Source organism: Ralstonia sp. UNC404CL21Col, from assembly GCF_000620465.1.
Lineage (GTDB): Bacteria > Pseudomonadota > Gammaproteobacteria > Burkholderiales > Burkholderiaceae > Ralstonia > Ralstonia flatus.
Genome location: NZ_JIBE01000003.1, coordinates 1339119 through 1361926, shown reverse-complemented (window position 1 = coordinate 1361926; position 22808 = coordinate 1339119). Strand labels below are relative to the sequence as shown.

21 protein-coding genes and 1 pseudogene are annotated in these 22808 nt (G+C 60.6%); 12 read left to right on the top strand and 10 right to left on the bottom strand.

Annotated features, from left to right (window positions below; translation table 11 throughout):
- Nucleotides 1-602 precede the first annotated feature (602 nt).
- Together N511_RS25450 and N511_RS0106490 are read left to right on the top strand one after the other, a co-directional pair.
- Nucleotides 603-1514, top strand: coding sequence for a hypothetical protein (locus N511_RS25450; protein WP_231479578.1), 912 nt, complete (start codon nucleotides 603-605; stop codon nucleotides 1512-1514).
- On the top strand, nucleotides 1493-2419 hold the full coding sequence (locus tag N511_RS0106490; protein WP_231479577.1) for a hypothetical protein: 927 nt from the start codon (nucleotides 1493-1495) through the stop codon (nucleotides 2417-2419). Before N511_RS25450 ends, N511_RS0106490 begins: the two co-directional genes overlap by 22 nt.
- 64 nt (nucleotides 2420-2483) lie before the next feature.
- On the opposite strand, the gene N511_RS0106485 is transcribed toward N511_RS0106490, so the two are convergent.
- Nucleotides 2484-2759 carry a hypothetical protein gene (locus N511_RS0106485; protein ID WP_316871984.1) on the bottom strand — a complete coding sequence of 92 codons (276 nt, stop codon included), beginning with the start codon at nucleotides 2757-2759 and terminating at the stop codon, nucleotides 2484-2486.
- Between the two features lie 46 nt (nucleotides 2760-2805).
- Between N511_RS0106485 and N511_RS24795 the strand changes: the two are divergent.
- Nucleotides 2806-3151 (top strand): annotated as a pseudogene (locus N511_RS24795) (IS3 family transposase); the annotation flags it as partial.
- 72 nt (nucleotides 3152-3223) lie between these two features.
- Here the strand turns inward: N511_RS24795 and N511_RS0106480 are convergent.
- From N511_RS0106480 to N511_RS0106470, 3 genes are all read right to left on the bottom strand, one after another.
- Complete coding sequence (locus N511_RS0106480) at nucleotides 3224-3424, bottom strand: hypothetical protein (protein WP_027678551.1); 201 nt, start codon at nucleotides 3422-3424, stop codon at nucleotides 3224-3226.
- 18 nt (nucleotides 3425-3442) lie between these two features.
- Nucleotides 3443-4081, bottom strand: coding sequence for a LysE family translocator (locus N511_RS0106475; RefSeq protein ID WP_027678550.1), 639 nt, complete (start codon nucleotides 4079-4081; stop codon nucleotides 3443-3445).
- Nucleotides 4082-4278: 197 nt separating this feature from the next.
- Nucleotides 4279-5199 carry a LysR substrate-binding domain-containing protein gene (locus N511_RS0106470; protein ID WP_027678549.1) on the bottom strand — a complete coding sequence of 307 codons (921 nt, stop codon included), beginning with the start codon at nucleotides 5197-5199 and terminating at the stop codon, nucleotides 4279-4281.
- A gap of 186 nt (nucleotides 5200-5385) precedes the next feature.
- On the opposite strand from N511_RS0106470, the gene N511_RS0106465 reads away from it, so the two are divergent.
- From N511_RS0106465 to ltaE, 8 genes are all read left to right on the top strand, one after another.
- Nucleotides 5386-5790: a RidA family protein gene (locus tag N511_RS0106465; RefSeq protein ID WP_027678548.1), complete on the top strand. Its 405-nt coding sequence runs from the start codon at nucleotides 5386-5388 to the stop codon at nucleotides 5788-5790.
- Nucleotides 5791-5862: 72 nt separating this feature from the next.
- Nucleotides 5863-6765: a GNAT family N-acetyltransferase gene (locus N511_RS0106460; RefSeq protein ID WP_027678547.1), complete on the top strand. Its 903-nt coding sequence runs from the start codon at nucleotides 5863-5865 to the stop codon at nucleotides 6763-6765.
- A gap of 81 nt (nucleotides 6766-6846) precedes the next feature.
- The gene (locus N511_RS0106455; protein WP_027678546.1) at nucleotides 6847-8124 is read left to right on the top strand and encodes an NAD(P)/FAD-dependent oxidoreductase; all 1278 of its coding nucleotides are present in this window, start codon (nucleotides 6847-6849) and stop codon (nucleotides 8122-8124) included.
- Nucleotides 8121-9578 carry an aldehyde dehydrogenase family protein gene (locus tag N511_RS0106450; RefSeq protein WP_027678545.1) on the top strand — a complete coding sequence of 486 codons (1458 nt, stop codon included), beginning with the start codon at nucleotides 8121-8123 and terminating at the stop codon, nucleotides 9576-9578. Before N511_RS0106455 ends, N511_RS0106450 begins: the two co-directional genes overlap by 4 nt.
- Before the next feature lie 50 nt (nucleotides 9579-9628).
- On the top strand, nucleotides 9629-10855 hold the full coding sequence (locus N511_RS0106445; RefSeq protein ID WP_081785319.1) for a M20 aminoacylase family protein: 1227 nt from the start codon (nucleotides 9629-9631) through the stop codon (nucleotides 10853-10855).
- Between the two features lie 148 nt (nucleotides 10856-11003).
- Nucleotides 11004-11738 (top strand): cupin domain-containing protein, encoded by a 735-nt coding sequence (locus tag N511_RS0106440; RefSeq protein ID WP_027678543.1) that lies wholly within the window; start codon nucleotides 11004-11006, stop codon nucleotides 11736-11738.
- A gap of 2 nt (nucleotides 11739-11740) precedes the next feature.
- Nucleotides 11741-13066: an NAD(P)/FAD-dependent oxidoreductase gene (locus N511_RS0106435; protein WP_027678542.1), complete on the top strand. Its 1326-nt coding sequence runs from the start codon at nucleotides 11741-11743 to the stop codon at nucleotides 13064-13066.
- 173 nt (nucleotides 13067-13239) lie between these two features.
- Nucleotides 13240-14304, top strand: coding sequence for a low-specificity L-threonine aldolase (gene ltaE / locus N511_RS0106430; protein ID WP_027678541.1), 1065 nt, complete (start codon nucleotides 13240-13242; stop codon nucleotides 14302-14304).
- A 165-nt stretch (nucleotides 14305-14469) separates the two neighbouring features.
- On the opposite strand, the gene N511_RS0106425 is transcribed toward ltaE, so the two are convergent.
- From N511_RS0106425 to N511_RS0106410, 4 genes are all read right to left on the bottom strand, one after another.
- Nucleotides 14470-15624, bottom strand: a complete 1155-nt coding sequence (locus tag N511_RS0106425; RefSeq protein ID WP_231479576.1) for a porin — start codon at nucleotides 15622-15624, stop codon at nucleotides 14470-14472.
- A 292-nt stretch (nucleotides 15625-15916) separates the two neighbouring features.
- The gene (locus N511_RS25365) at nucleotides 15917-16576 is read right to left on the bottom strand and encodes a 4-hydroxythreonine-4-phosphate dehydrogenase (protein ID WP_037026448.1); all 660 of its coding nucleotides are present in this window, start codon (nucleotides 16574-16576) and stop codon (nucleotides 15917-15919) included.
- 19 nt (nucleotides 16577-16595) lie between these two features.
- A complete protein-coding gene (gene pdxA / locus N511_RS25360; protein ID WP_037026325.1) occupies nucleotides 16596-17621 on the bottom strand; it encodes a 4-hydroxythreonine-4-phosphate dehydrogenase PdxA in 1026 nt (341 codons plus the stop codon).
- Complete coding sequence (locus N511_RS0106410) at nucleotides 17618-18739, bottom strand: four-carbon acid sugar kinase family protein (protein WP_027678538.1); 1122 nt, start codon at nucleotides 18737-18739, stop codon at nucleotides 17618-17620. The genes pdxA and N511_RS0106410 overlap by 4 nt, the downstream gene beginning before the upstream one ends.
- Before the next feature lie 87 nt (nucleotides 18740-18826).
- On the opposite strand from N511_RS0106410, the gene pdxR reads away from it, so the two are divergent.
- A complete protein-coding gene (gene pdxR / locus N511_RS0106405; protein WP_027678537.1) occupies nucleotides 18827-20311 on the top strand; it encodes a MocR-like pyridoxine biosynthesis transcription factor PdxR in 1485 nt (494 codons plus the stop codon).
- 14 nt (nucleotides 20312-20325) lie between these two features.
- Here the strand turns inward: pdxR and N511_RS0106400 are convergent, their stop codons facing one another.
- On the bottom strand, nucleotides 20326-21798 hold the full coding sequence (locus tag N511_RS0106400) for an NAD-dependent succinate-semialdehyde dehydrogenase (RefSeq protein ID WP_027678536.1): 1473 nt from the start codon (nucleotides 21796-21798) through the stop codon (nucleotides 20326-20328).
- A gap of 4 nt (nucleotides 21799-21802) precedes the next feature.
- A complete protein-coding gene (locus N511_RS0106395) occupies nucleotides 21803-22798 on the bottom strand; it encodes a homoserine kinase (protein WP_027678535.1) in 996 nt (331 codons plus the stop codon).
- Nucleotides 22799-22808: the final 10 nt, after the last annotated feature.

Sequence of the window (22808 nt, the reverse complement as noted above, 5' to 3'; positions counted from 1 at the left end):
CATGGATCGAGATAAGCAACTGCCGCTCAATTTCGGACCACCTCAAGAGCCTGTTACGGTTGGGGCTCTTGGGCAACACTCTGCCGGTCAGCATCTGCCGAACGCCGTAAGGACTGCAGACATTCTGCATTTGCCAAGCGCCGCTGACCGGGAGCGAAAGAGAGCATCGGAGCGAGAGGCGGAATTACTGGAACGTGTGCTACGTCGCGCGTGGCAGTTCTAAGTTCGACGAATCGAGGTCACCAATGGGGTGGCCTCGATTGCTTTTGGCTACTAAACGTGCGTGACACTCGTGAGCCTCCCGCGCGCGATGCGTTGGGATGGGCTAACCGTAGCCCAGCAACGGAAGTTTAGTCGAGCTGCTGTATCGTGCTCTGTAGTGTCATTTGTCCACCTGGTTGTCCAGATCACTCCTCGCACCGAAGCAGGAACGCGCACTCATGACCGTTCCTCTCTAATTAGTCTCATAGCACTTTCCATTCGCGCGATCTGCTCAGGACTGCGTTGTCGTATCTCCGAGGTCATTGCATCGAAGAACGGCTTGGCCGGTTTGACGAGCGGTTGTTTCGCGACGATATTTGGAGAGTTCACGGGGGTGAGCTATGTCGACGAGCAATCCGAAGAAGAGTGTTCCCGCTGATTTGCAGGAGCTGGTTTCCCGTCCTCCGATCTATCGCTTGCTAGGGGTAGCGGAGAAACTGCGCGGGAAGCATCTAAACCATGCCTGGAAAGGTCTAGCAGGAGTGCCCCGAGCCGACGAGCCTGGCATTCCTGTTGTCGTTAAGCATTTGCCGAATGCCGGCCAGATTGACATCGAACTAGCCTGTGGGCTCGCTTCACAGGTTCTGAATCTTCCAGTCCCCCGACCTGCGCTTGTCCTCGCGGACCTTGATGATCTCCCTTCGCGCCCCGTAGGCCTCACAACAGGCCCGGTCTTGCTTTTTGGCAGCTTGTTTCAAGCAGAAGACCAATTCATTGCTCGACGAGCAGATCAAGGTGGACAAGCGGCGGAGTATATTTGGGACCAAGTCTGTCAAGAGAAGGTGGGGCCGTCCGGCTCTGCTTGGGACGAATTGGTAGCCAACCCTGATCGACATGTGCAGAATCTGCTTTTCGATGGGACGAAATGGTGGCTTTTCGATCACAACCTAGCCCTTCAACCCCTCTCGAAGCTCTATGCGTCCATCGACACTGATAGTCAGGCAAGGGCGCAGATCATCGAGCACACAGCGAAAGTCAATCAGCTACTTGAGCAGGTGGTCAAACGCCGGCCAAAGGATCACGGCGTTGAGCAAGAAGCGCAGCGGTTACTCCGCCATGCGCAGAGGCTCAAGATCCTAGCGATCGAGATGAGGAAGTGGCATTTGGCACCGGGCCGGATATCTGAAACGATCGAGATGGCAGCGTTGATTGTCGATTTGATCGCCTTGCGTCTTGAACCATTGGCATTACACATAGAGGCGCGGCTCAAGAAGCCGAATGCGGAGGCGCTTTGGGACACTTCGACGAATTGAGCGTTTGGGGAGCGCCGCCTTTTGCTGCGCATGCGGTGCCGTTGCTCTGGCAGCCGAACGAGTCGACCGGTGAGCGATTTGTTGCCGTGGTGGCTCTTCGGTATGAAGCTCCCGTCATGGGAGATGCATCCACCCATATCGCGTTTCGACAGCAGCAACTAAAGGCGATGCTTGGCGCCAAGAGAGCGGCGTCGGCGTATGGCATCCTCGAGCACGTTGCCCGATTCGTTCATCAGCAATTGCTAGACGGATCGCACCTCGCGGAACTATCGGCGCCGTTCGATGGCTTTATCGTGGGGAAAGAAGCCCGTGTGCGTGGATACTCGAAAACACAGGTGATAGACACTGCAGTGCGGATGCTGTCAGCGTTTGGGACGAGAGACACATACGTCGATGAGCTTGAAACGGTGCAGCGAAACACCGTCCCTACGAGTCGGTTTCTTCGATCGGTGCGATCGGCATTCTCGCGTGAGGAGAGTGAAAGGCGCGCCCGCTTCAATCGGAAAGTCGAATGGCCTGGCGCCCCTGAGATTACGCTTGACTATGCACACAATCAGCATCTCGTCCAAGTGACCAGCCTTCCGCAGTCGGCGTCCCACTTGCTCGCCTTGCAGAAAGAGGCGGAGAGCAAGATGTTCGAGTTAGATATTGCGGCGACGCTGTTGCGCAATGCTGCTCCAGCGCAACCATCCATCTTGGTCAACACCGCTGCGCTTGCTGAGTCCCTGTCCAAGGAGGCGGAGGCGGTCGCGCGGGAACTTCTTGAGCGACTTCGGTTCATGAGCGCACAAAAGAAAATGTCCCTCATTGAAGCGAGAGACCCTGCTGAGGGTGCGCGCATACTTGAAGAGCTAGATGAGCGCGCCAGCATCGACACCAGGTCTTCAGCCGTGTTCTCGATCTAGCCAAGTGTGCGCCGCGCTGCCCGCCATACGGCGGCGCAGGCAGCGCTCATAATGCGATTTACGGTTATTGCAGTTTGAAGATCGAGACCTTGTTGCGGAGCAGATCGGCCTGCTCCTCCAGAGAGTTTGCTGCAGCGGCAGCCTCCTCAACGAGTACAGCGTTCCGCTGAGTTACCTCGCCCATCTCCGCAACCGCGACATTCACCTGCTCAATCCCTCTAGTCTGCTCGTCGGACGCTGCAGCAATCTCTGTCACGATCTCCGAGACGCGCCCGGTCGACGTCCGAACTTCATGCATAAGGCCCCTGATCTCCACAGCCTGCTGGGAACCGGCATCCACCGTGGTGGTAGATGCTTCGATGAGTTCCTTGATTTCGCGGGCGGCTGCTGCAATCGAGACGGTTGCATCCAGCAGCGCACGGCCTGTCGTGCACTCCAACCGTGGCGCCCACTATCGCTGGCCAGGCTGATTGACGCGCATTGCCGATGCGAAGCTGGTGCGCTCCGTGTCGCGCAAGGGTTACTAACCTGACAATGCGGCATGCGAAGGATGCTTCGGCCGGCTCAAAACCGAACTGTTCTATCCTCGGAACTGGCAGTCCACAACCATCGAGCAGTTCATCCAGGCTCTGGACGCCTATATCCGCTGTAACAAAAAAAAAAGCGGATCAAGATTTCACTGGGCTCTCTGAGCCAGTCGAGTACCGCAGGAGCCTTGGAATCTTTGCGTAACCAGTTCAAGATTTCTGCCGCGCCCCCCAACAGCAAGGCACGGCGGGGCAGCCGATTGTAAGGGTCACGAGTTCAGGTGACCCTGGCGATTTTCTTTTCTTCGTCGGTCTCGGGCGATTTGAGGAAATGCACGGTCATTGCCTTCGGGACGCGCACCGTTGGGTTGGCGAAGTACTCGACCACCATCCGCGTGAAGTCGTCGAGCGACATGATGGCGCCGTACTCGTGTACGAACCGTCGATAGTCGGCTTCGATCTGGGCGGAGTAGCACATGCCCCGCTCCCGTCGGTGCTACTTCGTTGAGCCGTTCGAAGTTGTGGCGGCCACGATGCCCAGCCCAATGTAGATGACCCCCGTCACATATTTTCCAACGCTGCGCGTCCTGCGAGTGTTGGCGACCATCTTTCCAATCTTGCTGGCCGCTGCGGCGTAAAGGATGTCGCTGAGGCCGCCGATCACGATCAGGATGACGCCCAGAGAGAAGATTTGAAGGGGAATGTTTCGAGAGGCGGGGTCAACAAACTGGGGCAGGAAAGCGGCGATGAAAAGGGCAGTCTTTGGGTTCAGCAAATTGACGAGGAACCCCTTCTTGATGGATTCGCCCAGGCCGAGAGAGGTTTGACGAACGGCATCGGTATCGGTGACCGTTTTGGTGATCGACTTGACCCCCAAATAGATGAGGTAAGAGGCCCCGAGCAATTTGGTCACGCCTAAAAGGGTTGGTGACGCCATCAGCAGCGCGGTGATGCCTACTGCGGCAAAGGACACATGAACGAGTGTTCCCAGCATGATGCCGAAGCACGACGCAAGACCAAACTTGAAGCCCTGGCTGGCGCTTGCCGTCGACACATAGATGGTGTTGGGCCCGGGTATGGCGACAACCAGCGCCACCGTTAGCAAAAAGTAGGGCAAGACGGAAAAGTTAATCATTGCAGGGCTCCTATGGCGCGGCCGCGCGTCTTTATCACGCCGGCGTTCAGTTGCTGAGTTCTCGGGATTTGTGGGCGGTGTTAGGCATTGAAGCATAGACATGTGCAGCATTGCACCCGGTCTCCGCTCTAGGGAGCTGCTATACCGACATCCGAGGCATAAATAGATATGCTTGCGCACTCTGGCGCAAACCTGTCTCAACTGCGCCAAGGCGCAGGACTGAAGGCCTGTTTCGCGGCTTCAAGAAATACGCGTTGACGGATCGTTAGTCCTTGTCGCGTAGGTGTCAGCGCCATAACCGGGGCGGGCTCAAGGTGCCACGCCGGAAGTACCTTGACCAGTTTTCCCTCTGCGATGAGCCGTGCGCAATCCCATTCCGATCGCGCTACGACGCCGAGGCCGTTGACTGCCCAGTCCCTTACTACAGTGCCGTCGTTCGACGACAGCGCGCTGTTCAACCGAACCGTCACCGCTTTGCTTAGGCGTTTGCCCGCCGCATCGTGTTGAGTGAAGCGCAGGCGAGTCACGTCTTCGTCGTTCTCTCGCAATGTCAGATAGTCGTACCGTGTCAGTTCCGATGGATGCTTGAGCTTAGACAGACTGCGCGCCAGCGCAGGGCTAGCACAAAGAATACGGTCGTTGGGGGCCAGGAAGTGTCCCACCCAGGATGACCCCTTGACGTGCCCGATGGATACGACGGCATCGGCCCCGGACGCTGCTGCAAGCGGGCTTTCGACCAGGATCAGGGAGATCGCGAGGTTGGGATGCGAGCGGTGTAAGTCACGGACCAGCGGACCAATGTATTCGCGACCGAATCCGAACGGTGCCACGACGCGCAAATGGCCACTGACGCCGCTGGACTCTCCGGACACGCGTGACGGAATGGATTCGATCCTCTCGAGGATATCGATTGCCTCCTGAACAAGACGCTGGCCTTCATCCGTCAACGAAATGCCTCTCGCGGCCCGCGTGGCGAGGCGTAATGCCATGCGCTCTTCGATCCGCTGAAGGCGCACTGTGACCGCTGGCGGCGTCAGGTCCAGCAACCTCGCGGCCGCGGCAAGCGATTGTGACACTCCCAACGCGCGAAGCAACTGCATGTCTTCTAGTTGTAGCATTAAGACCTTATTAATGAAGTATTCATTGGATATTAAACACGACAAAAAGAAATTTTTCTATAGTTTGGCGCATGAGCTTGGCAGCAGCGCCCCATATCCAAGGCCCGGGGCGGCTTGGGGGCTGCAGTTCGACGGTTTTCAGGCGCGCCGCAAGTTAGCGACGGTCCCTCTACCTCTAGGGTTTCCATGGATCAGCAAGACACTGGCGCTCAAGCGCGTCGGACAGTAAATCCTTCCGGAATGGCATCTCCCGGCGGCCACTACAGCCATGTTTCGATTGCCAATGGGCTGGTGTTCGTGTCGGGCCAACTGCCGATCGACGCAGCGGGTACAAAGCTCACGGACAAGCCGTTTGAGGTCCAGGTTGAGCAGGTGCTGTCAAATTTGGCGGCTGCACTCTCAGGTGCCGGCAGCGATGTAACGAAGCTCGTCCAAGTCCGTGTCTATATCGTCGATATCGGGCAATGGGCGACCTTCAACGAGATTTACGCACGCTGGGCCGGCGATACCAGGCCCGCTCGCGCAGTCGTGCCGGTTCCGGCACTCCACTTCGGTCTGCAAGTAGAGGTCGAAGCCATCGCATTGGCATAGAAATTCTGGCTCGATCCACGCCCCGCGTATAGCGGCTGCGCTGACTGGCGAGGCATAACATGGGTAGGCTCAATGAAACAGGAATGCTTTGTAAGGGCACCTTCTTCCGCGACGACTCTTCGATATCGAGTGTTCGCACGGTCCGATATACCTGCGGCCCATGCGCTTTCAAAGGCGTTCGGCTGGGCACATAGGCCGGAAGATTGGCAATTTTCTGCAGACCGGGCGACAGGCGTCGTCGCGGAAGAAGGTGGTGTTGTCGTTGGTACAGCGTTGTGCTGGAAGTTCGGAACGGACCGCGCGTCTATCGGCAACGTCATCGTGTCCCCAAACCACCATGGCAGAGGCATTGGCCGCAAGTTGGTGGAGATGCTCCTCGGAGAGTTGGGATCACGAGAAGTTTTTTTGCATGCGACACAGGCGGGCCGACCACTCTACGAAAAGTTGGGTTTCACCGAGTGCGGTTCGCTGGAGCAGTATCAGGGGACCGTCGTCAATGCGACGCCTGTCGTTTTGCCCGACGGTGAGCGGATTCGGCTGGCAACGCCTGAGGACTTCCCTCATCTTGCCGACATGGCTTCACGCGCCTCCGGCCTGGAGCGCCGTGCGATTTTGTGCGCCTTGTTCAAGCTTGGGGACAGCGTAGTACTCCAACGTGGTGGAGAGATTATTGGATTCTCGGTGCTCCGCCGCTTTGGCCGGGGCTACGTCATTGGCCCCGTGGTCGCGCCGCATTCGAGTGAAGACGTTCGCGCCATGGCACTGATCAGTCATTGGCTTGCGGGACAAGCAGGGGAATTCATTCGTATCGACGTCCCTTCCGGAGCTACTTTTGGGGGCTGGCTCAGCGAACAAGGATTGAACCGAGTCGATGTTGTTCCAAAGATGGTCCGCAACGCGCCTGCCGATGCAACTAGTGGCCTACCCGATCGGGCTGGCCGGTATTACGCGGTTATCAGTCAAGCTATGTTTTAGGCTGGGTCCAATGAATCGTTGCGGGACACGGCTGCCGGTTATTGCGACGAGTTCTTTCCGCTTGCGTGCTTGAGGCTTGTGATGCATCTCCGTTCTTACTGGCTTGATACGTCGGAGTCGTTCGTTAGCCATTCCACTGAGCTACCAAGCGGGAACTGCGATGTGGTTGTGGTCGGTGGCGGTATCACAGGCACGGCGGCCGCGCTGGCGCTCAGCAAAAAAGGCGCACGCGTCGTTGTGTGCGAGGCGGGAACCGTAGGACAGGCCGCATCAGGGCGCAATGGTGGCATGTGCAACAACGGCTTCGCGCAGGACTACGCTTCGCTGTCGCAGCGTATTGGCACGGAGCTAGCCAACCGGTTGTATGTGGCGTTCGACGCGGGTGTCGACACGGTCGAGCGTCTGGTCAGGGAGGAATCGATTGATTGCGATTTCGCCCGCCACGGAAAGATCAAGCTCGCCGCCAAGCCAGAGCACTTCGACAAGCTCGCACGAAGCCAGGCGTTGCTGGCCGCGAGCGTTGACCCCGACACACGCATTGTGACGAAGGCCGAGCTTCGAGATGAGATCGGCTCAGACCGTTATCACGGCGGACTGATTTTCGAGAAGAGTGCCGGAATGCATGTCGGTCGCTACGTGCGAGGTCTTGCCAACGCCGCGCAAGCGCGCGGGGCACACGTTCTCGAGCATACGCCGGTCCTGGCTTTAGAAAAGACGTCAGGCACCGCATACGTGGTGCGCACCCCGCGCGGGCAAATTCGGGCGCAACAGGTATTGCTGGCCAGCGGGGTTTCTCAAGTCGGGCCATTCGGTTGGATTCGACGCCGGATTGTGCCTGTCGGCGCCTTCATCATCGTCACGGAGCCTCTGCCGTATGACCGACTGGCCCGGTTGATGCCGGCCCGGCGCATGGCAACCGACACCAAGAATTTCGTCAACTTCTTTCGTGTCACGCCCGACCATCGGCTGCTGTTTGGTGGCCGCGCGCGGTTCGCAACATCCAATCCGACGTCGGACGAGAAGAGCGGTCTGATCCTGCGCCAGCAGATGGCCACGGTGTTTCCCGAACTGGCCCGTGTGCGCATCGACTACTGCTGGGGCGGCATGGTCGATATGACGGCCAACCGGCTGCCGCGCGCTGGTCAGCGGGAAGGCGTGTACTACTCGATGGGATATAGCGGCCACGGCACCCACATGGCCACGCTGATGGGCACGCTGATGGCTGAAATCATGGAAGGACGTGCCGATCTGAATCCATGGAAGGACTTTGAGTGGCCTGCCATCCCTGGCCACTTTGGCAAGCCGTGGTTTTTGCCGTTCGTTGGCGCGTGGTACCGACTTATGGACACACTGAGATGAGTTCACCTGTACGTCACCTGGCGCAAGCCGGAAGGTTGGATCGGTTCTTTATTGGCGGCGAATGGGTTGTGCCGCAGGGCACTGATCGAATTGCTGTCATCTCGCCGTCTACCGAAACGGCGCTCTGCGAGATTCCGCTCGGCAGCGCGCATGATGTCGATCGGGCGGTGCACGCCGCCCGCATCGCGTTCCAGACGTGGTCGGCGACCTCGCCGCAGGCGCGCGCAGCGCTACTGAACAACGTTCATGCCTTGCTGCTGGAGCGGGCCGAACTGTTCGCCACAGCGCTCGCAGCGGAAATGGGTGCACCGATCAGCTACGCGCGCGCCGCGCACGTGCCGTTGGCGGCGGAACATATCAGGGTGGCGCGCGACAACCTCGCGAGTTATCCGTTCCGGACCCAGCGCGGAACCACAGCGATCACGCGCGAACCCATTGGCGTGTGCGGACTTATTACGCCCTGGAACTGGCCGATCTATCAGATCACGGCTAAGGTCGGCCCAGCATTGGCCGCCGGCTGTACCGTCGTCCTGAAGCCGAGTGAGCTGTCGCCACTGAGCGCCTTGCTTTTCGCAGAGGTCATCGCGGATGCTGGCATTCCTGCCGGCGTTTTTAACCTCGTGAGTGGCAGCGGCGCGGAAGTCGGCGCATCACTCGCTTCGCACCCTGAAGTCGACATGGTGTCGATCACAGGTTCGACGCGCGCTGGCGTGCTGGTCGCACAGGCCGCCGCGCCGACCGTCAAGCGAGTGGCGCAGGAGTTGGGCGGCAAATCACCCAACATTGTGCTGCCTGATGCCGATCTGCCGCGTGCCGTCTCAATGGGCGTGGCCGGGGCGTTCCGGAACATGGGGCAGTCTTGCAGTGCGCCGACCCGCATGATCGTGCCGCGCGCAGCCTTGCAACAGGTAGAGGCGCTGGCTGTTGCAGCAACGGAGCATATAGTCGTCGGAGACCCGTTCACCCAAGCCACGACGCATGGTCCGCTCGCCAATCGTGCCCAGTTTGACCGTGTGCAGCACATGATCGAAGCGGGCATCGACGAGCAGGCAAAGCTACTCACGGGCGGCCCGGGCAGGCCATCGGGATTCGGCGCGGGCTTCTATGCGCGACCTACGATCTTCTCCGAAGTTCGCACCGATATGACGATCGCCCAGCAGGAGATCTTTGGGCCCGTTCTTGCCATCCTTCCTTACGACACGGTCGAAGAAGCCATCACCATTGCGAACGACACGGTCTACGGACTGGGTGCGCATGTCCAAGGCACGGACAAGGAGGTGATGCGTGCAGTAGCCGCGCGCATCCGGTCGGGGCAGGTGCATCTGAACTATCCGGCGTGGGATCCGCAGGCGCCGTTCGGCGGCTACAAGCAATCGGGCAACGGCCGCGAGTATGGCGTCGAGGGCATGGAAGAGTACATGGAAGTCAAGTCGATCCTCGGCTTCTACGATTAGAACAGCGGCCACGCCTGACGCTGTGATGGCGCAGACGTGAAGCAGCTTGCATGACACAGGTGTTGAGATTGGAAACCCCTACAACCCTTGAGCCATTACTACGACAGCATCATTCGCACTGGGCGAAACTGCGACGCGACCTGCATGCCCATCCCGAGCTGCGCTTTGAAGAGCACCGAACGGCGGATGTCGTCGCGCGTGAGCTTGAGGATATCGGCTATAAGGTTGTGCGGGGCCTGGGTGGCACGGGCGTGGTAGCGAGCCTGCCGGGCGCTACACCGGAACGAGGAATCGTCCTGCGGGCAGATCTGGATGCGTTGCCCATTCGCGAGGCCAATGCCTTTGCTCATGCATCCGTCCAGGAAGGTGTCATGCATGCCTGCGGGCATGACGGCCATACCGTGATGTTGCTGGGGGCGGCTCGTATCCTGAAGGAAATGCGACAACTGCCCGGCACGGTTCATTTTGTGTTTCAGCCCGGAGAAGAAGGCGGCGCAGGCGCGCGGAAGATGATCGACGACGGGCTGTTCGAGCGATGCCCGACGGAAGCGGTCTTCGGCATGCACAATTGGCCTGGCTTGCCGGCCGGACAATTCGGATTGCGCACGGGCCCCATCATGGCCGCTGGCTCGCGATTCAGAATCACCGTCACGGGCAAGGGCGCCCACGCTGCACAACCGCACCTTGGCCTCGACCCAATACCGTTGGCGTGTTCCATGGTGCTGCAATGTCAGACCATCGCTGCGCGACACAAGGATCCTGCAGATCCGGCCGTCATCTCGGTCTGCATGTTCAACGCGGGCGACACGGACAACGTCATACCAAGCTGCGCCGAGTTGCGGGGCACGATTCGCACGCTGTCGTCGGACTTGCTGCAACGGCTGCAACGTGACATCGAGCAGATGTGCAATGGGCTGGCCGCTGCCTATGGTGCGCAGGTCGAAGTCACGTTCTTCCAGTACTACCCCGCCACCATCAACACGGCGACTGAGACAGCGCTTTGCGAGGCGGCCATACGCGAGACGTTTGGCGGGGCACGCCTGCACCGGGACGTGCCGCCCAACATGACGTCCGAAGACTTCGGTTTCATGCTCGAGGAGCGGCCTGGCACATACGTGCTGATCGGCAATGCCTCGACAGGATGCGCTGCGCCGGGTCTGCATCACCCGCAATACGACTTCAACGACGACATCATTCCTGCCGGTGTGCTGTATTGGGTTGCTCTGGCGCAGCGTTACTTCGGCACGCCGGGGCACCAAGGACTGCGCGAGGAATAGCGAAGGAAAACGTCCGTTCGCGACAGGACTGCTATGCACCGAAGCCCAGGTGCCCGGTGTCGCAAAAATTCGCCCGTGAAGGGGCATGCGTTTCCAGCAGGTCCCCTAGGGTATTTACAAAACCAATGCACCACATAGGAGGAACAACATGACCAGAGCAATCGTGCTGCACCGTGCCGGAGGCGCGCCTTTTTCCACGTCCTTCCACAAGGCAGCCTTTGGCGAAAATGACCCGTTCGCGCAGCAGCGCGAAATCGCGTGGAGCGGTGCCGATTCGATGGTCGTTGGCCGTATCGACTTTGTGGGCGAGCTGGATGTACAGAGCTTTCCTCACATTGAAACGATTGTTGTCGTAGAGGGGGAGCTGACGCTTGAGGTGGCTGGTGGTACCTCGCTGGTACTCGGTCCGCAAGGCGGGGCAGTCATCGGCGCAGGTACGGCGCTGCGCGTCAAGGCGCAGTCGCCTGCGCAGTTCGTATTCTGTGCGGCCGCCAGCAAGGGGCCAGCGCTGCCCGGTCTTTTTCCGCTTCGCGTCGATGCGGATTTCAAGCCGTCTTCGTCGCTACCAGCGGAGGTACTGCTTGGTTCCGCGCCGCAATGCCGCAGCGACAATGTCTTCACCGATGAGGGTATGGAGTACCGTGCGGGTACGTGGGATTCGACGCCGTACCATCGGATCATTCGTCCACATCGTCAGAACGAGTTCATGCAACTTCTTGCCGGTGGTGTGCGGTTTGCCTCGCCTGACGGCAGCGTTCTGTCGCTGAGCGCTGGCGACGCGCTGTTCGTGCCGCAAGGTGCAGCGATCGGGTGGGAAAGCAGCGATCGCGTGGCCAAGTTCTACGTGACACAGAACGTCCAGGCCTTAATCGAGCGAGCATAATCATGTCCCCTCCGCTGTGCTTCATAGAGTCTTCCCCTACGCTGCCGACAGCCGCAGATGTGGTCGTGATCGGCGGGGGCATCATCGGCGTCTTTGCTGCCTACTACATGGCCAAGCGAGGAGTCTCAGTCGCCTTGGTCGAAAAGGGACGCATCGGCGCCGAGCAGTCGAGTCGCAACTGGGGCTGGTGCCGGCAACAAAACCGCGATGCTCGCGAGTTGCCTCTGGCAAGCAAGAGTCTTGATCTGTGGGAACAGTTCTCCATCGAGTCTGGCGAAGACGCCGGGTTTCATCGCTGCGGGCTCCTGTATCTCAGCAACGATGACGACGAGTTGGCACGTTGGGCGAGTTGGGGTGAGTTTGCAAAGACCGCAGGCGTGACAACATACATGCTCGACGGCCGGCAGGCTGCTGAAAGGGGGCGAGCGACCGGCAAGTCCTGGAAAGGCGGGGTCTTCTCGCCTACCGACGGAACAGCCGACCCGGGGAAGGCTGCGCCCGCTGTGGCAACGGCACTCATGAAGCTCGGCGGCAGCGTCAATCAGCAGTGTGCGGCCCGTGGCATCGAACTGCAGGGCGGGCACGTTAGCGGGGTGGTTACGGAAGCGGGGGTCATCAAGACCAAAACCGTTGTGCTTGCAGGTGGCGCCTGGGCGTCGGCGTTCTGCCGGCAACTCGGTGTCCGTTTCCCTCAGGCATCGATTCGCCAGTCCATCCTGAGCGTATCTCCTGTGGACGATCCCTTACCGGACGCGCTGTTTACAGCGGGGATATCCGTTACACGCAGGAACGATGGCCGCTATGCCCTCGCCATCAGCGGCCGCGCGCGCGTGGACGTGACGCCGCAGTTTTTGCGGTTTGCACCCCAGTTCGTGCCGATGTTTGCCAAGCGGTGGCGGAGCCTTCTGCCCGGTGGGCTGGAAGGCGTCCGCGGCGGGCACGAGACGCTGAAGCGATGGCGGCTTGATGCGCCGACACCCATGGAGCAGGTGCGGATTCTTGATCCGAAGCCCGATCCGGCCACGATCCGGGAAACGCACCGGCGCGCTGTCAAGCTGCTACCCCAGCTTCGCGATGCGAAGGTCACTCATGCCTGGGCCGGTTTCGTCGATAGCACGCCCGATGGTGTTCCAGGCATTGGTGAAGTCCCCGGTATCCCGGGGTTGATTTTGGCAGCCGGATTCTCCGGTCACGGTTTTGGCATCGGTCCTGGCGCGGGTCACTTGGTTGCCGATCTTGCCACCGGTGCGAATCCGATCGTCGACCCGCGGCCGTATCAGCCCTCCAGATTCGGCAAATCCGCTTGGGGAAAGGTCGCCGATTTCTAAGCGATGCTTGCGCATTGAGCGCAGGCGTCATTCCGCAATAAAGGTACCCAGCGGTGAGCTTTCTCCCTCACCGTTGACGCCTCCAATTAGCGGCAGGATGTGCGGCTGGGTCTCGCGACTCGTCGTTCCTTCGCCGATGAGAGGCAAGTTCACGATTGATTGTTGAGGAACCCATGAGCGATTTTCGCAGTGACACCGTCACCCTGCCCACTCCTGCTATGAAGCAGGCAATGATGGAAGCGCCGCTCGGTGACGACGTAGTAGGGGAGGATCCGACTGTCAACCTCCTACAGGAAACTGCTGCTGCGATGCTTGGCTTCGAAGCGGCACTGTTCGCGCCCAGCGGCACGCAAACTAACCTGATCGCGATGATGACGCATTGCCAACGCGGCGACGAAGCCATCGTAGGCCAGCAGTGGCATACCAATCGCTGGGAAGCCGGCGGTATGGCGGTGCTCGGCTCCATTCAGCCGCAGCCACTGGAGCACCAGCCCGACGGCACCATCGCCCTGCACGACATCGAAGCCGCCATCAAGCCTGACGACCCGCATTTCGCTCGCACGCGCCTCGTCGTGGTTGAAAACACGTTTGGCGGCAGAGTACTGCCCATGCAGTACATGCACGACGTCGCTGCCTTGACGAAGCGTCACGGATTGCGCTCGCACATCGATGGGGCACGTCTCTGCAACGCCGCGGTGGCGCTCGCCGATGGCGGCGATCCGCTGCAGCGTGCGCGTGAACTCTGCGAAGGTTTCGACTCGGTATCGCTGTGCCTCTCAAAGGGACTCGGTGCGCCGGTGGGATCGCTGCTGCTGGGCTCGCACGATTTCGTCCGCCAGGCGACGCGCGTTCGCAAGATGCTGGGCGGCTCCATGCGTCAGGCCGGATTGCTCGCCGCAGCTGGCTTGCACGCGCTGCAGCACCACGTGCATCGCTTGGCCGACGACCATGCCAATGCGGCCATGCTGTCGCGCGGGCTGGCCCAAGCTGCAGAGGGCAATGCTCGATTGCGCGGCCGCTTCAGGGCGCATCCGGCGCAAACCAATATCCTGTTCACCGACATCGATCCGACTATCGCTGACGACTTTTTTGCTCATCTTGAAGCAAGCGACATCAAGGTGAAAAGCGGTGTCTATCGTGGTGAAGAAGGCGCCATGCGCCGCATCCGCTGGGTCACACACCTCGATGTGAGCAGCGCAGATGTCGAGCGCGCTATCAAGGCGACTGCATCGTTCTGATTGCGTCGCCAACATGGTTCCATCGGAAATAAACCGATGGAGCCAGGCATCTTCTCAAGTGGAGCAGAGCACCGCATCCGCTTGCCTGCGAATACAAAAAGGAAGCGCCGCCCTCTCGGCCTTTGTGCGAGAGGGCGGCGCAACGATCATGCCGATGCGTGGCTGTCAGAAGCGCGTGCGCATCCCCACTCCTACACCTGTCCGGTTGTTTGCCCCGCCAAACGTTCCCAGAGGACTGTTCGGGTCGGCGATGGACGCAGCGCTCAGCCGGCTGCAGTCCGCCTCAACATACACATCCGTGCGTTTGGACAAGCTGTACATCGCCACCAGGTAACCCGTCTGCACGATGCCCGAATTGCCCTGCGCCACGCCCTCAACGTTGTCACGCATGTACGTGGCGATGAACCGCATCGCAGGTGTTGCCTGATACGTCACGCCCACCGCACCGAGCCGATCGTGGCGACGCGACGTTTGCGTGTTGGCACCCAAGACGGTATTGGCATTGCTGCCAATGCTGGTGTTGGCAAGCGGCGTTGAGGTTCCGCCCGCACCGATGGCAAAGCCGGCATCACGGCGCGAGTCGATGTAGTAACCGTGCAGCGTGATGTTGCCGAACGTATACTTCGCACCGGCCGTCCAGAGCACCAGGTCATTGCCGTTCGCGTCACGAGACTGTTGGCCAGCGCCACCGATCTTCAGACCGCCAACGTCGTACGTTGCCGCCAACTGCATCGTCCGGCCGCGACTCGCGTTGCCCGCTTGCTCCCCAAGCGAGTATTGCCCGTTCACCTTGAAGCCACCCCACTGGTTCGAGTAGTCCAGCGTGTTGTCATAACGCAGACCGGTCAGTCCGCTCTCCCAGCTATCTTCCGAATAGTTGCCAACGCCGATCGGGTCCACATCGCTGACGAACGAGTAGGTCGCGCCGTATTGCCGCCCGAGCTTGAGGGTGCCCACGGTGCTGTTGGAAAGACCAACCCAGGCCTGTCGGCCAAACAACTGACCTTGTTGACCGCTCTTGCCCGTATCGCTGGCGAAGCCGCTTTCGAGCGTGAAAATGGCCTTGTTTCCGGAGCCGAGGTCTTCGGCGCCGCGCAGGCCCCATCGCGGTCCATTGAAGGCGCCGTCGCTCAGCGCGATCTGGCTCCTTGGCCCGTTCGCGCTAGGCTGGTTGGTCGTGTAACGAATGGAAGTGTCGATGACCCCATAAAGCGTGACGGAGCTCTGCGCCAGGCTGCTCCCGGCGGCGCAAAGCAGCGTCGATGCAATTGCACACTGCGTGATTCTCATTTTGTGGCCCTTAATAGTTGTGGAATACAACTGGAAAGCGTGGCCCCTTTTTGTGGAGGCTCTGATTTCAGGGTGCGTGCTGGCCGGGATGTCGCCCGGGCATGGAGACACACAACCTCGAGGAGAACGAAATGCAGGGTCGCGGCTGATTGAAATCAGCCGAAAGCTGATGTGCTGCTTGCCTACCGGCAACGTCCGCCGGCAATGGCTTCAGCCACCGGCGGATGGGCGAGGGCGTTTAGCGTAGGGACGTGACGTTGCGTGATGAGTGCCCCGTATCTGCCGGGCAACCGATGGTCGATGCTTGACCGACACATCGGCATCACGCAGTCACACCTTCGATATTGAAGATCGTATTGATCTGGGCTGACAGACGGCGATCGACAAACGCTTCCTGAAACAGGGCGCTGCCCACAGTGAAACCCCACGTGTTTGCTTGGATCATGGCCTTCACGCGGGCTTCGCGGTCGATACTGCCTGCGGCAATGACCGGTACGCCGACCGCCTGAACAACACGCTTGGTCAGTTCGGCCGGATCGCCTTCACCAGCAAAGCGATATGCGAGCAGGTCCAGGCCGTGTACGCCGGGCATTGATGCAATGCGGCGAGCGTCCTCGACGATCTCGTCCATCGTGCCGTGGAGCACGGTGGGATGGCCAACCGTGTGGCCGGCGAACGGAAAGTACTGAATTGCCGACCCGCGCAGCAGCGACAGCCCGTCTTCGACGTGCCGCCCACCCAGCAGGTAGTCCACGCCGATCTCGAGTGCGGCAGTAATCGATTCCAGCTCCGCCTCGCGGCTGGTTGCGACGACTTCCAGCATGACTTTGCGGCCATCCGCGCGGATTCGCTGCGCGAGTTCCTTCAGCGCAGTGATGGGCAAGCCGACGTCCTTGAAGCCAACGTAGTGTAGGGGGCTGTCGCGCAGGTTGTCGTACGTGGCAATCGCGTCGCTGACGGTTGCGTCGTTTTCGGTCAGCATCAGGATGAAGTGGGACACATCAGGCTCCGGTAGAAAAAGTGTGGCCCGCTTGCGGGCGAACGAACTGGTGAGCGGTGCGCAAGGCAAGTTGCAGGCTGGCCGGGTCGGCAATGCCCTTTCCTGCTATATCGAAAGCTGTGCCATGGTCTGGGCTCGTGCGCACGAAGGGCAGACCGACAGTGATGTTCACGCCGTCCTCGACACCTGCAAGCTTGACGGGAATCAGACCCTGGTCGTGATACTGCGCAACCACGATGTCGAAGCGCCCACGGCTGGCGTTCATGAATACGGTGTCGCCGGGCCACGGCCCGCTGGCATCAATGCCTTCGGCTTGTGCGAGCCGGATCGCGGGGGCGATGATGTCGAGGTCTTCGCGGCCGAACAGGCCGCCTTCGCCCGCATGCGGATTCAATCCGGCGACCGCCACGCGTGGGCGTTCGATACCGAGATCGCGCATGGCTCGGTGTGCGAGACGGATGATGCGCAGTTCACTCTCGACCGACAGTTTTGCGATGGCGTCCAGCATTGAGCAGTGGACCGTCACGAGGATCGTGCGCAGCGTCGGATTGACGAGCATCATTGCGTAATCGCGGGTGCCCGACAGGTCCGCCAGCATTTCGGTGTGTCCGGGATACGGCACGTGTGCCGCCCCAAGTGCTTCCTTGTGAATTGGGGCCGTACAGATGCCTGCGATGTCGCCCCGGACTGCCAGCTCGATGGCCATACGGATAGCATCGAATGCGGCCTGTCCTGCAGCGGCACTGACCTCGCCAACGGCAAGGTTCTCTGGCAGCGCGGCTGAGCCAGGCACCTGCAAGACTTCCAGCACGCCGGGCTCTGGTGCGACCTCTGCTACCGAATTGACCTCGCGTATGGTGAGTTGGACGTCAAGTGCGGCGGCCTGTCGGCGTAACACACCTGCATCGCCGATCACGAATGAGGGCTGCTCAACGCAGAGCGCCGCATTGGCAAACGTCTTGACGATGATTTCCGGCCCGATGCCGGCCGCATCGCCCATCGTGACGGCGATCAGTTTCTGCTTCATGACTTTGTCCCGGCCAGTAAGTGGATGCAGGTCAGCAGGGCTTCGTCGTCTCCGAAGCCCCCTGCCTTTGTGATCATGGGGAATGTGCGGTGAGCGGTTTGGACCAGGGCTAGGGGCACCCCAGGCATGACCTCGCGGCACACGTGCAACGATACGGCCGGCAACGCATCGATAATGCGGCGCGCGGTTTCGCCGCCGGTTACGACGAGCCCGTCGCATTGACCGCTGGTAATGCCATCCGCTACTTGCTGTACCAGCTCACGCAATGCAGCCTGTGGCGGAGTGCCGATAGGCAGACGGGCTTCGCTGGTTGTAAGCACGTGGACTTTGCACGCTGTTCGCGCGACGGCGAGTTGCCTGCGTGACCGCGGATTCATGCTTCCGACGACGAGCCACGGATGGCGTGCCGACGGCACATCTGACGCTCCTGCGGAGCTGCCGCTGTTGCGGCGATCGGCCGGTGTCCATCGCGAGTTGGGGAGGACGCGGGCAAGCCCGCGCAGCAAGCCTGTTGAACCGGCGAGGAGCACATCAGGTGCTCCCGCGAATCGAGCAACGATCGCATCCAGTTCCGCTTCAGTACGCGCATCCACGACCACAGCGTCATGCACGTCCAGCAGCGCCCGAGCATGCGCTGCGTCACGCGCGATCTGCACGTTGACGCCGTGCTCCCGGAACAGCGCAGGAATGCTGGACTCGCGTACCGGCAGGGTGGGATCACGCCCGAATGCGGTTTCGTGGACGGGCACACCGTCCACCAGCACCCGTCCTGCTTCGAGCGTGCGTCCAGCGGAGGGGAAGGCGGGCGCGAGCAGCAGCTTGCGCCTGCCGGAAGCGGCAAGTGCATTCACGCAGTCATGTGCCACCCGGCCCCGCAGCGTCGAGTCGAATTGCAGCGTCAGCACCTCGGCATCGCGCCATGCCGTTGCTGCGCGCGTGATGCTGTCGTGGTCGCTCGAAAGAGGTGATTCGCGCGAATCGGTGTCAAGACTGACGACCTCCGCACTATCGCAGCCGTCCGGTCGGACGAGGACTGCGGTGTTCCAGCCCCGCTCGGCAAAGCAAGCTGTTCCGTCCAGCGCGCTGGTGAAGTCGTCGGTAATGATGCGGATGCGCATGGCGATCCCGTGTTATCTTTGGTTCATCAATTCTGACGATTTACACAGAATTTTTAAGAACCAAAACCGGAACAATTTGGCGCGTTTATGGTTGCAAATCGCTCGTCGAGACAGCCGCTGCCTGCGCTGGTCGCCCTCGAACTGGATCGGGTTTCCGGTGGGCCTGTTTCCCGCCAGATTGCACGGCAACTGCGCGAAAAGATCGCCAGCCATGTGGTGCCGGCCGGCACCCGGCTACCCCCGAGCCGCGACCTCGCGACCCAGTTGACGGTGGCCCGCAACTGCGTTGTCGATGCATACGACGAACTAATCGCCGAGGGCATCCTGGAGGGGCGCGGACGTCACGGCACCTTCGTTGCGACAAGCGTGTCTTCTCTCCCTGCCACGGCGGTACAGCCGGCTTCGACTCCCCTACTGCTGGCACGAATAGGCGAGGTCCTGCGGGGGGAGCCTGAAGGGCCGGAGGGTTCCGGACATGACTGGCGGCCTGGACAGGCCAACGCGCGGACCCTGCCGCTTGAGGTATGGCGCAACGCCTGCCGTGAAGCCGGGCGCCATTTGCCGCCCCAGAGTTATGGCGATCCGCGCGGAGAACCGGGGCTCAGACGCGCGATCGCGGAATGGCTGGGCGAACACCGGTCCGTCAGCGTTGGGGCGGAACAGATTATCGTGACGCATGGCACAGGTCATGCCCTGCAGCTTGCGGCGCAGGCACTTCTCAAGCCGGGTGACCTGTGCGCGACTGAGGATCCGGGTTACGCCGGTTCGACTTCGGCCTTCCTTCGCTGCGGTGCATCGCTGCGCTACGTGCCAGTGGATGCTGAAGGCGTTCTGGTTGAGAGGATTGCGGGAGATGGCGCCGTGCCTGTCCTTGCCCACGTAACACCGGCGCATCAGTACCCGATGGGAGGGCGGCTGTCGGGGCCGAGGCGCAGAGCGCTCGTCGAACTTGCGCGCGCGCACCGGATGCTCATCCTGGAGAACGAATACGACTGCGAGTTCCATTACGCAGGAACAAACCATCCACCGATTTTCAGCCATGCGCCGGAAAGCACACTGTTGCTGAACACATTCGCCAAGGCGGTCAGCCCCTCGCTACGGCTGGGCTTCATCGTCGCGCCTCCCGCTGCCGCAGCAGCGCTGGCTGGGCTTGTCGAACGGGAGCGTGCACATGTGTCGTGGCCGGTGCAGAAGGTCGTTGAAACCCTGCTGGTGTCTGGAGAGCTAGATCGACACCTGCGCAGGGTGCGGCGGCACTATGGGGACATGCGGAATGCCATACGCGAGCGGCTGGCGCCCTACGCCGACGTGGTGACATTGGCTGGCGACGAGGGCGGGCTGCACGTGGTCATCTCGGGCCGAAACCCTGCGTGGGATCAGGACTTGCGAGCCGCATTGCGCTCCCATGGTGTCGTCTTCAATGATGTTCGGGATTTCACCGCGCGTAGGTCAGACCCCGGCGGCTTTCTGCTTGGATACGGGCATATGGATAGCCAGGCACTGACGCAGTCGCTGGACGTGCTCGAGGCGTGCATCCAGGGAATTGCACCCCTCAGACGTCGGCCGCGATGAGCACACCCGGCTCTTCATTCGAGATTGCCCTGGCACAGGTACTTGATCGACAGGTAATCATCGAGGCCGTACTTCGACCCTTCACGCCCGTAGCCGGACTCTTTCACACCGCCGAAGGGTGCCGCTTCGCTCGAAAGCACACCTTCGTTGATGCCGACCAGCCCCGCTTCCAGCAGACGAGCAATACGCTCTATACGGCGGAGATCCTGGCTGTAGAAATAGGTTGCCAGCCCGAACGGTGTGTCGTTGGCGGCGTGGATTGCCTGCGCTTCGTCATCGAAGCGGAACAGCGGAACCACCGGGCCGAAGGTTTCCTCGCAGCTCAACCGCATATTGGGCGTGGCGTCTGCTAGCACGGTGGGCGCGTAGTAGTTCTTGCCAAGCTCTGGTAACCGCTTGCCACCAGTGAGTACCCGGGCGCCGTGGTCTATTGCGTCCTTGACATGACTTTCGATCTTCTCGACGGCGCGCGCATTGATCATGGGCCCGATGAGTGCATTCGGATCAGTTGCTGGCGCAACCTTCAGCGCGGCAACGCGCGTTGCGAGGAGGTCGGCAAACTTCTCGTAGACCGGCGCTTGTACATAGACGCGATTGGGCGATACGCATGTCTGACCGCCGTTGCGGAACTTGGCCGCCATGAGCCCCGTCACCGCAGCTTCGAGGTCGGCATCCTCGAACACGATAAAAGGTGCATTGCCTCCCAGCTCGAGCGACAGCTTTTTTAACGTGCCAGCTGACTCCTGCGCGAGATATTTGCCCACCGGCGTCGAGCCGGTGAACGTGATCTTGCGTACGCGGCCGTCGTCCAACCACGCTTTGACCGAGCCGACTGCGTTGTCGCGCGACGCGCTGATGAGATTCAACACACCAGCAGGAACGCCGGCTTCGTGCGCCAGGAGCACCAACGCCAGCGCAGTGAGGGGAGTGTCTTCCGCGGGCTTGCCGACCACGGTGCAGCCGGCCGCGAGTGCCGGCGCGATCTTGCGCGCGATCATCGCGAGCGGAAAGTTCCACGGCGTGATTGCCGCGACAATCCCCACCGGCTCCTTGATGGCTGTCATGCGTTTGCCGCGCTGCTGCTGGGGGATGACGTCGCCGTAGATGCGCGTGGCCTCATCAGCGAACCAAGCGACGTAGGATGCACCGTACATGACCTCACCGCGACCTTCTGCGAGCGGTTTACCCTGCTCTAGCGAGATGAGCCGAGCCAGCGAATCAGTGTGCTCGAGGATGAGGGCGTACCAGCGACGCAAAACAGTGGCACGGTCCTTCGGCAAGGTATCTCGCCAGCCAGGGAAGGCGCGCGCGGCGGCGTCAGTTGCGGCGCGGGCATCATCGGGGCCGCTGTCCGCGACTTCTGTGATGACCTTGCCCGTTGCGGGATCGGTCACGGGAAAGCGCTTGCCGCTCGCTGCAGGAACCCACTGGCCGTCGATGAAATTATCGGCACGAATCAGATCGCGCAGTGAATATGATTTTGTCATGGGATCAACGTTGGTTTCGTGTCAAAAAAGGAGATGAACAGCGGTGAAGACACAACACACGGAAGAAATGCTCCGGATCGTGTGCGTGGAGTAGTGTCGATTCGCGGGGGAAATGCAGATCCATTAGGCGCGAAAGCCAGAATCGCAAGGCTGCCGCTCGGAGCACGGCAGGCAAGTGGCGATGCTCCTGTGGAGTCAACGGCCGAACCACTTCGTAAGCCTTGACGAAGGCGTTGGCCGCCGCCGGCAGCAGTGCTCCAGATGGATGATCGATGCACCAGTCGTTTAGACACACTGCTACGTCGAAGATGAATGTGTCGGTTCCAGCAAAGTAGAAATCAAAGAAACCCGACAGCGTCTGTGCGCCAGCTTTGTCGTTCGACTTAGATCCATCGGCGAACAACACGTTGTCGCGAAACAAGTCGCCGTGGACTGGGCCACGAGGCAAGTTCTGGTACAGGTGATCGTTGGCCAGGGTCTGCTGGAACCGCAACTCGTCAAGGAGCGTTTCGCGTTTGCTGCCGTCGAGAAACGGCAGGATCTGATCTGCGGCGTGAAACCACCAACCGTAGCCGCGCGTTGGGAACTGCTCCAGCCCAAAATCCCGACCAGCCAAGTGCATGCGTGCAAGCATTGCTCCGACTTGCGCGCAATGGTGCGGCGTCGGTGCCGGGCAATGCTGTCCCTCCAGCCTCGTCACAAGGCAAGCCGGTTTCCCGTTCAGTCTGAAGACAATCTGCCCGTTGCGATCGGTTTTGGGCTCCGGAACGGGTATTCCCTTTCCAGCTAGGTGGAGCATTAGCTTCAGGTAGAACGACAGTTCATCTTCGCGCAGCCGCTCGAAGAGGGTCAGCACGAATTCGCCAGCGGTGGTGGTAACGAAATAGTTGGTGTTTTCGATTCCGCTTGGTATGCCGCGCAGTGAGGTCAGCTTTCCCGGTGTCAGCGACGCGATGAAGCCGGCCGCTTGGTCCTCGGAGACAGGCGTAAACACAGCCATGATGAGTCTC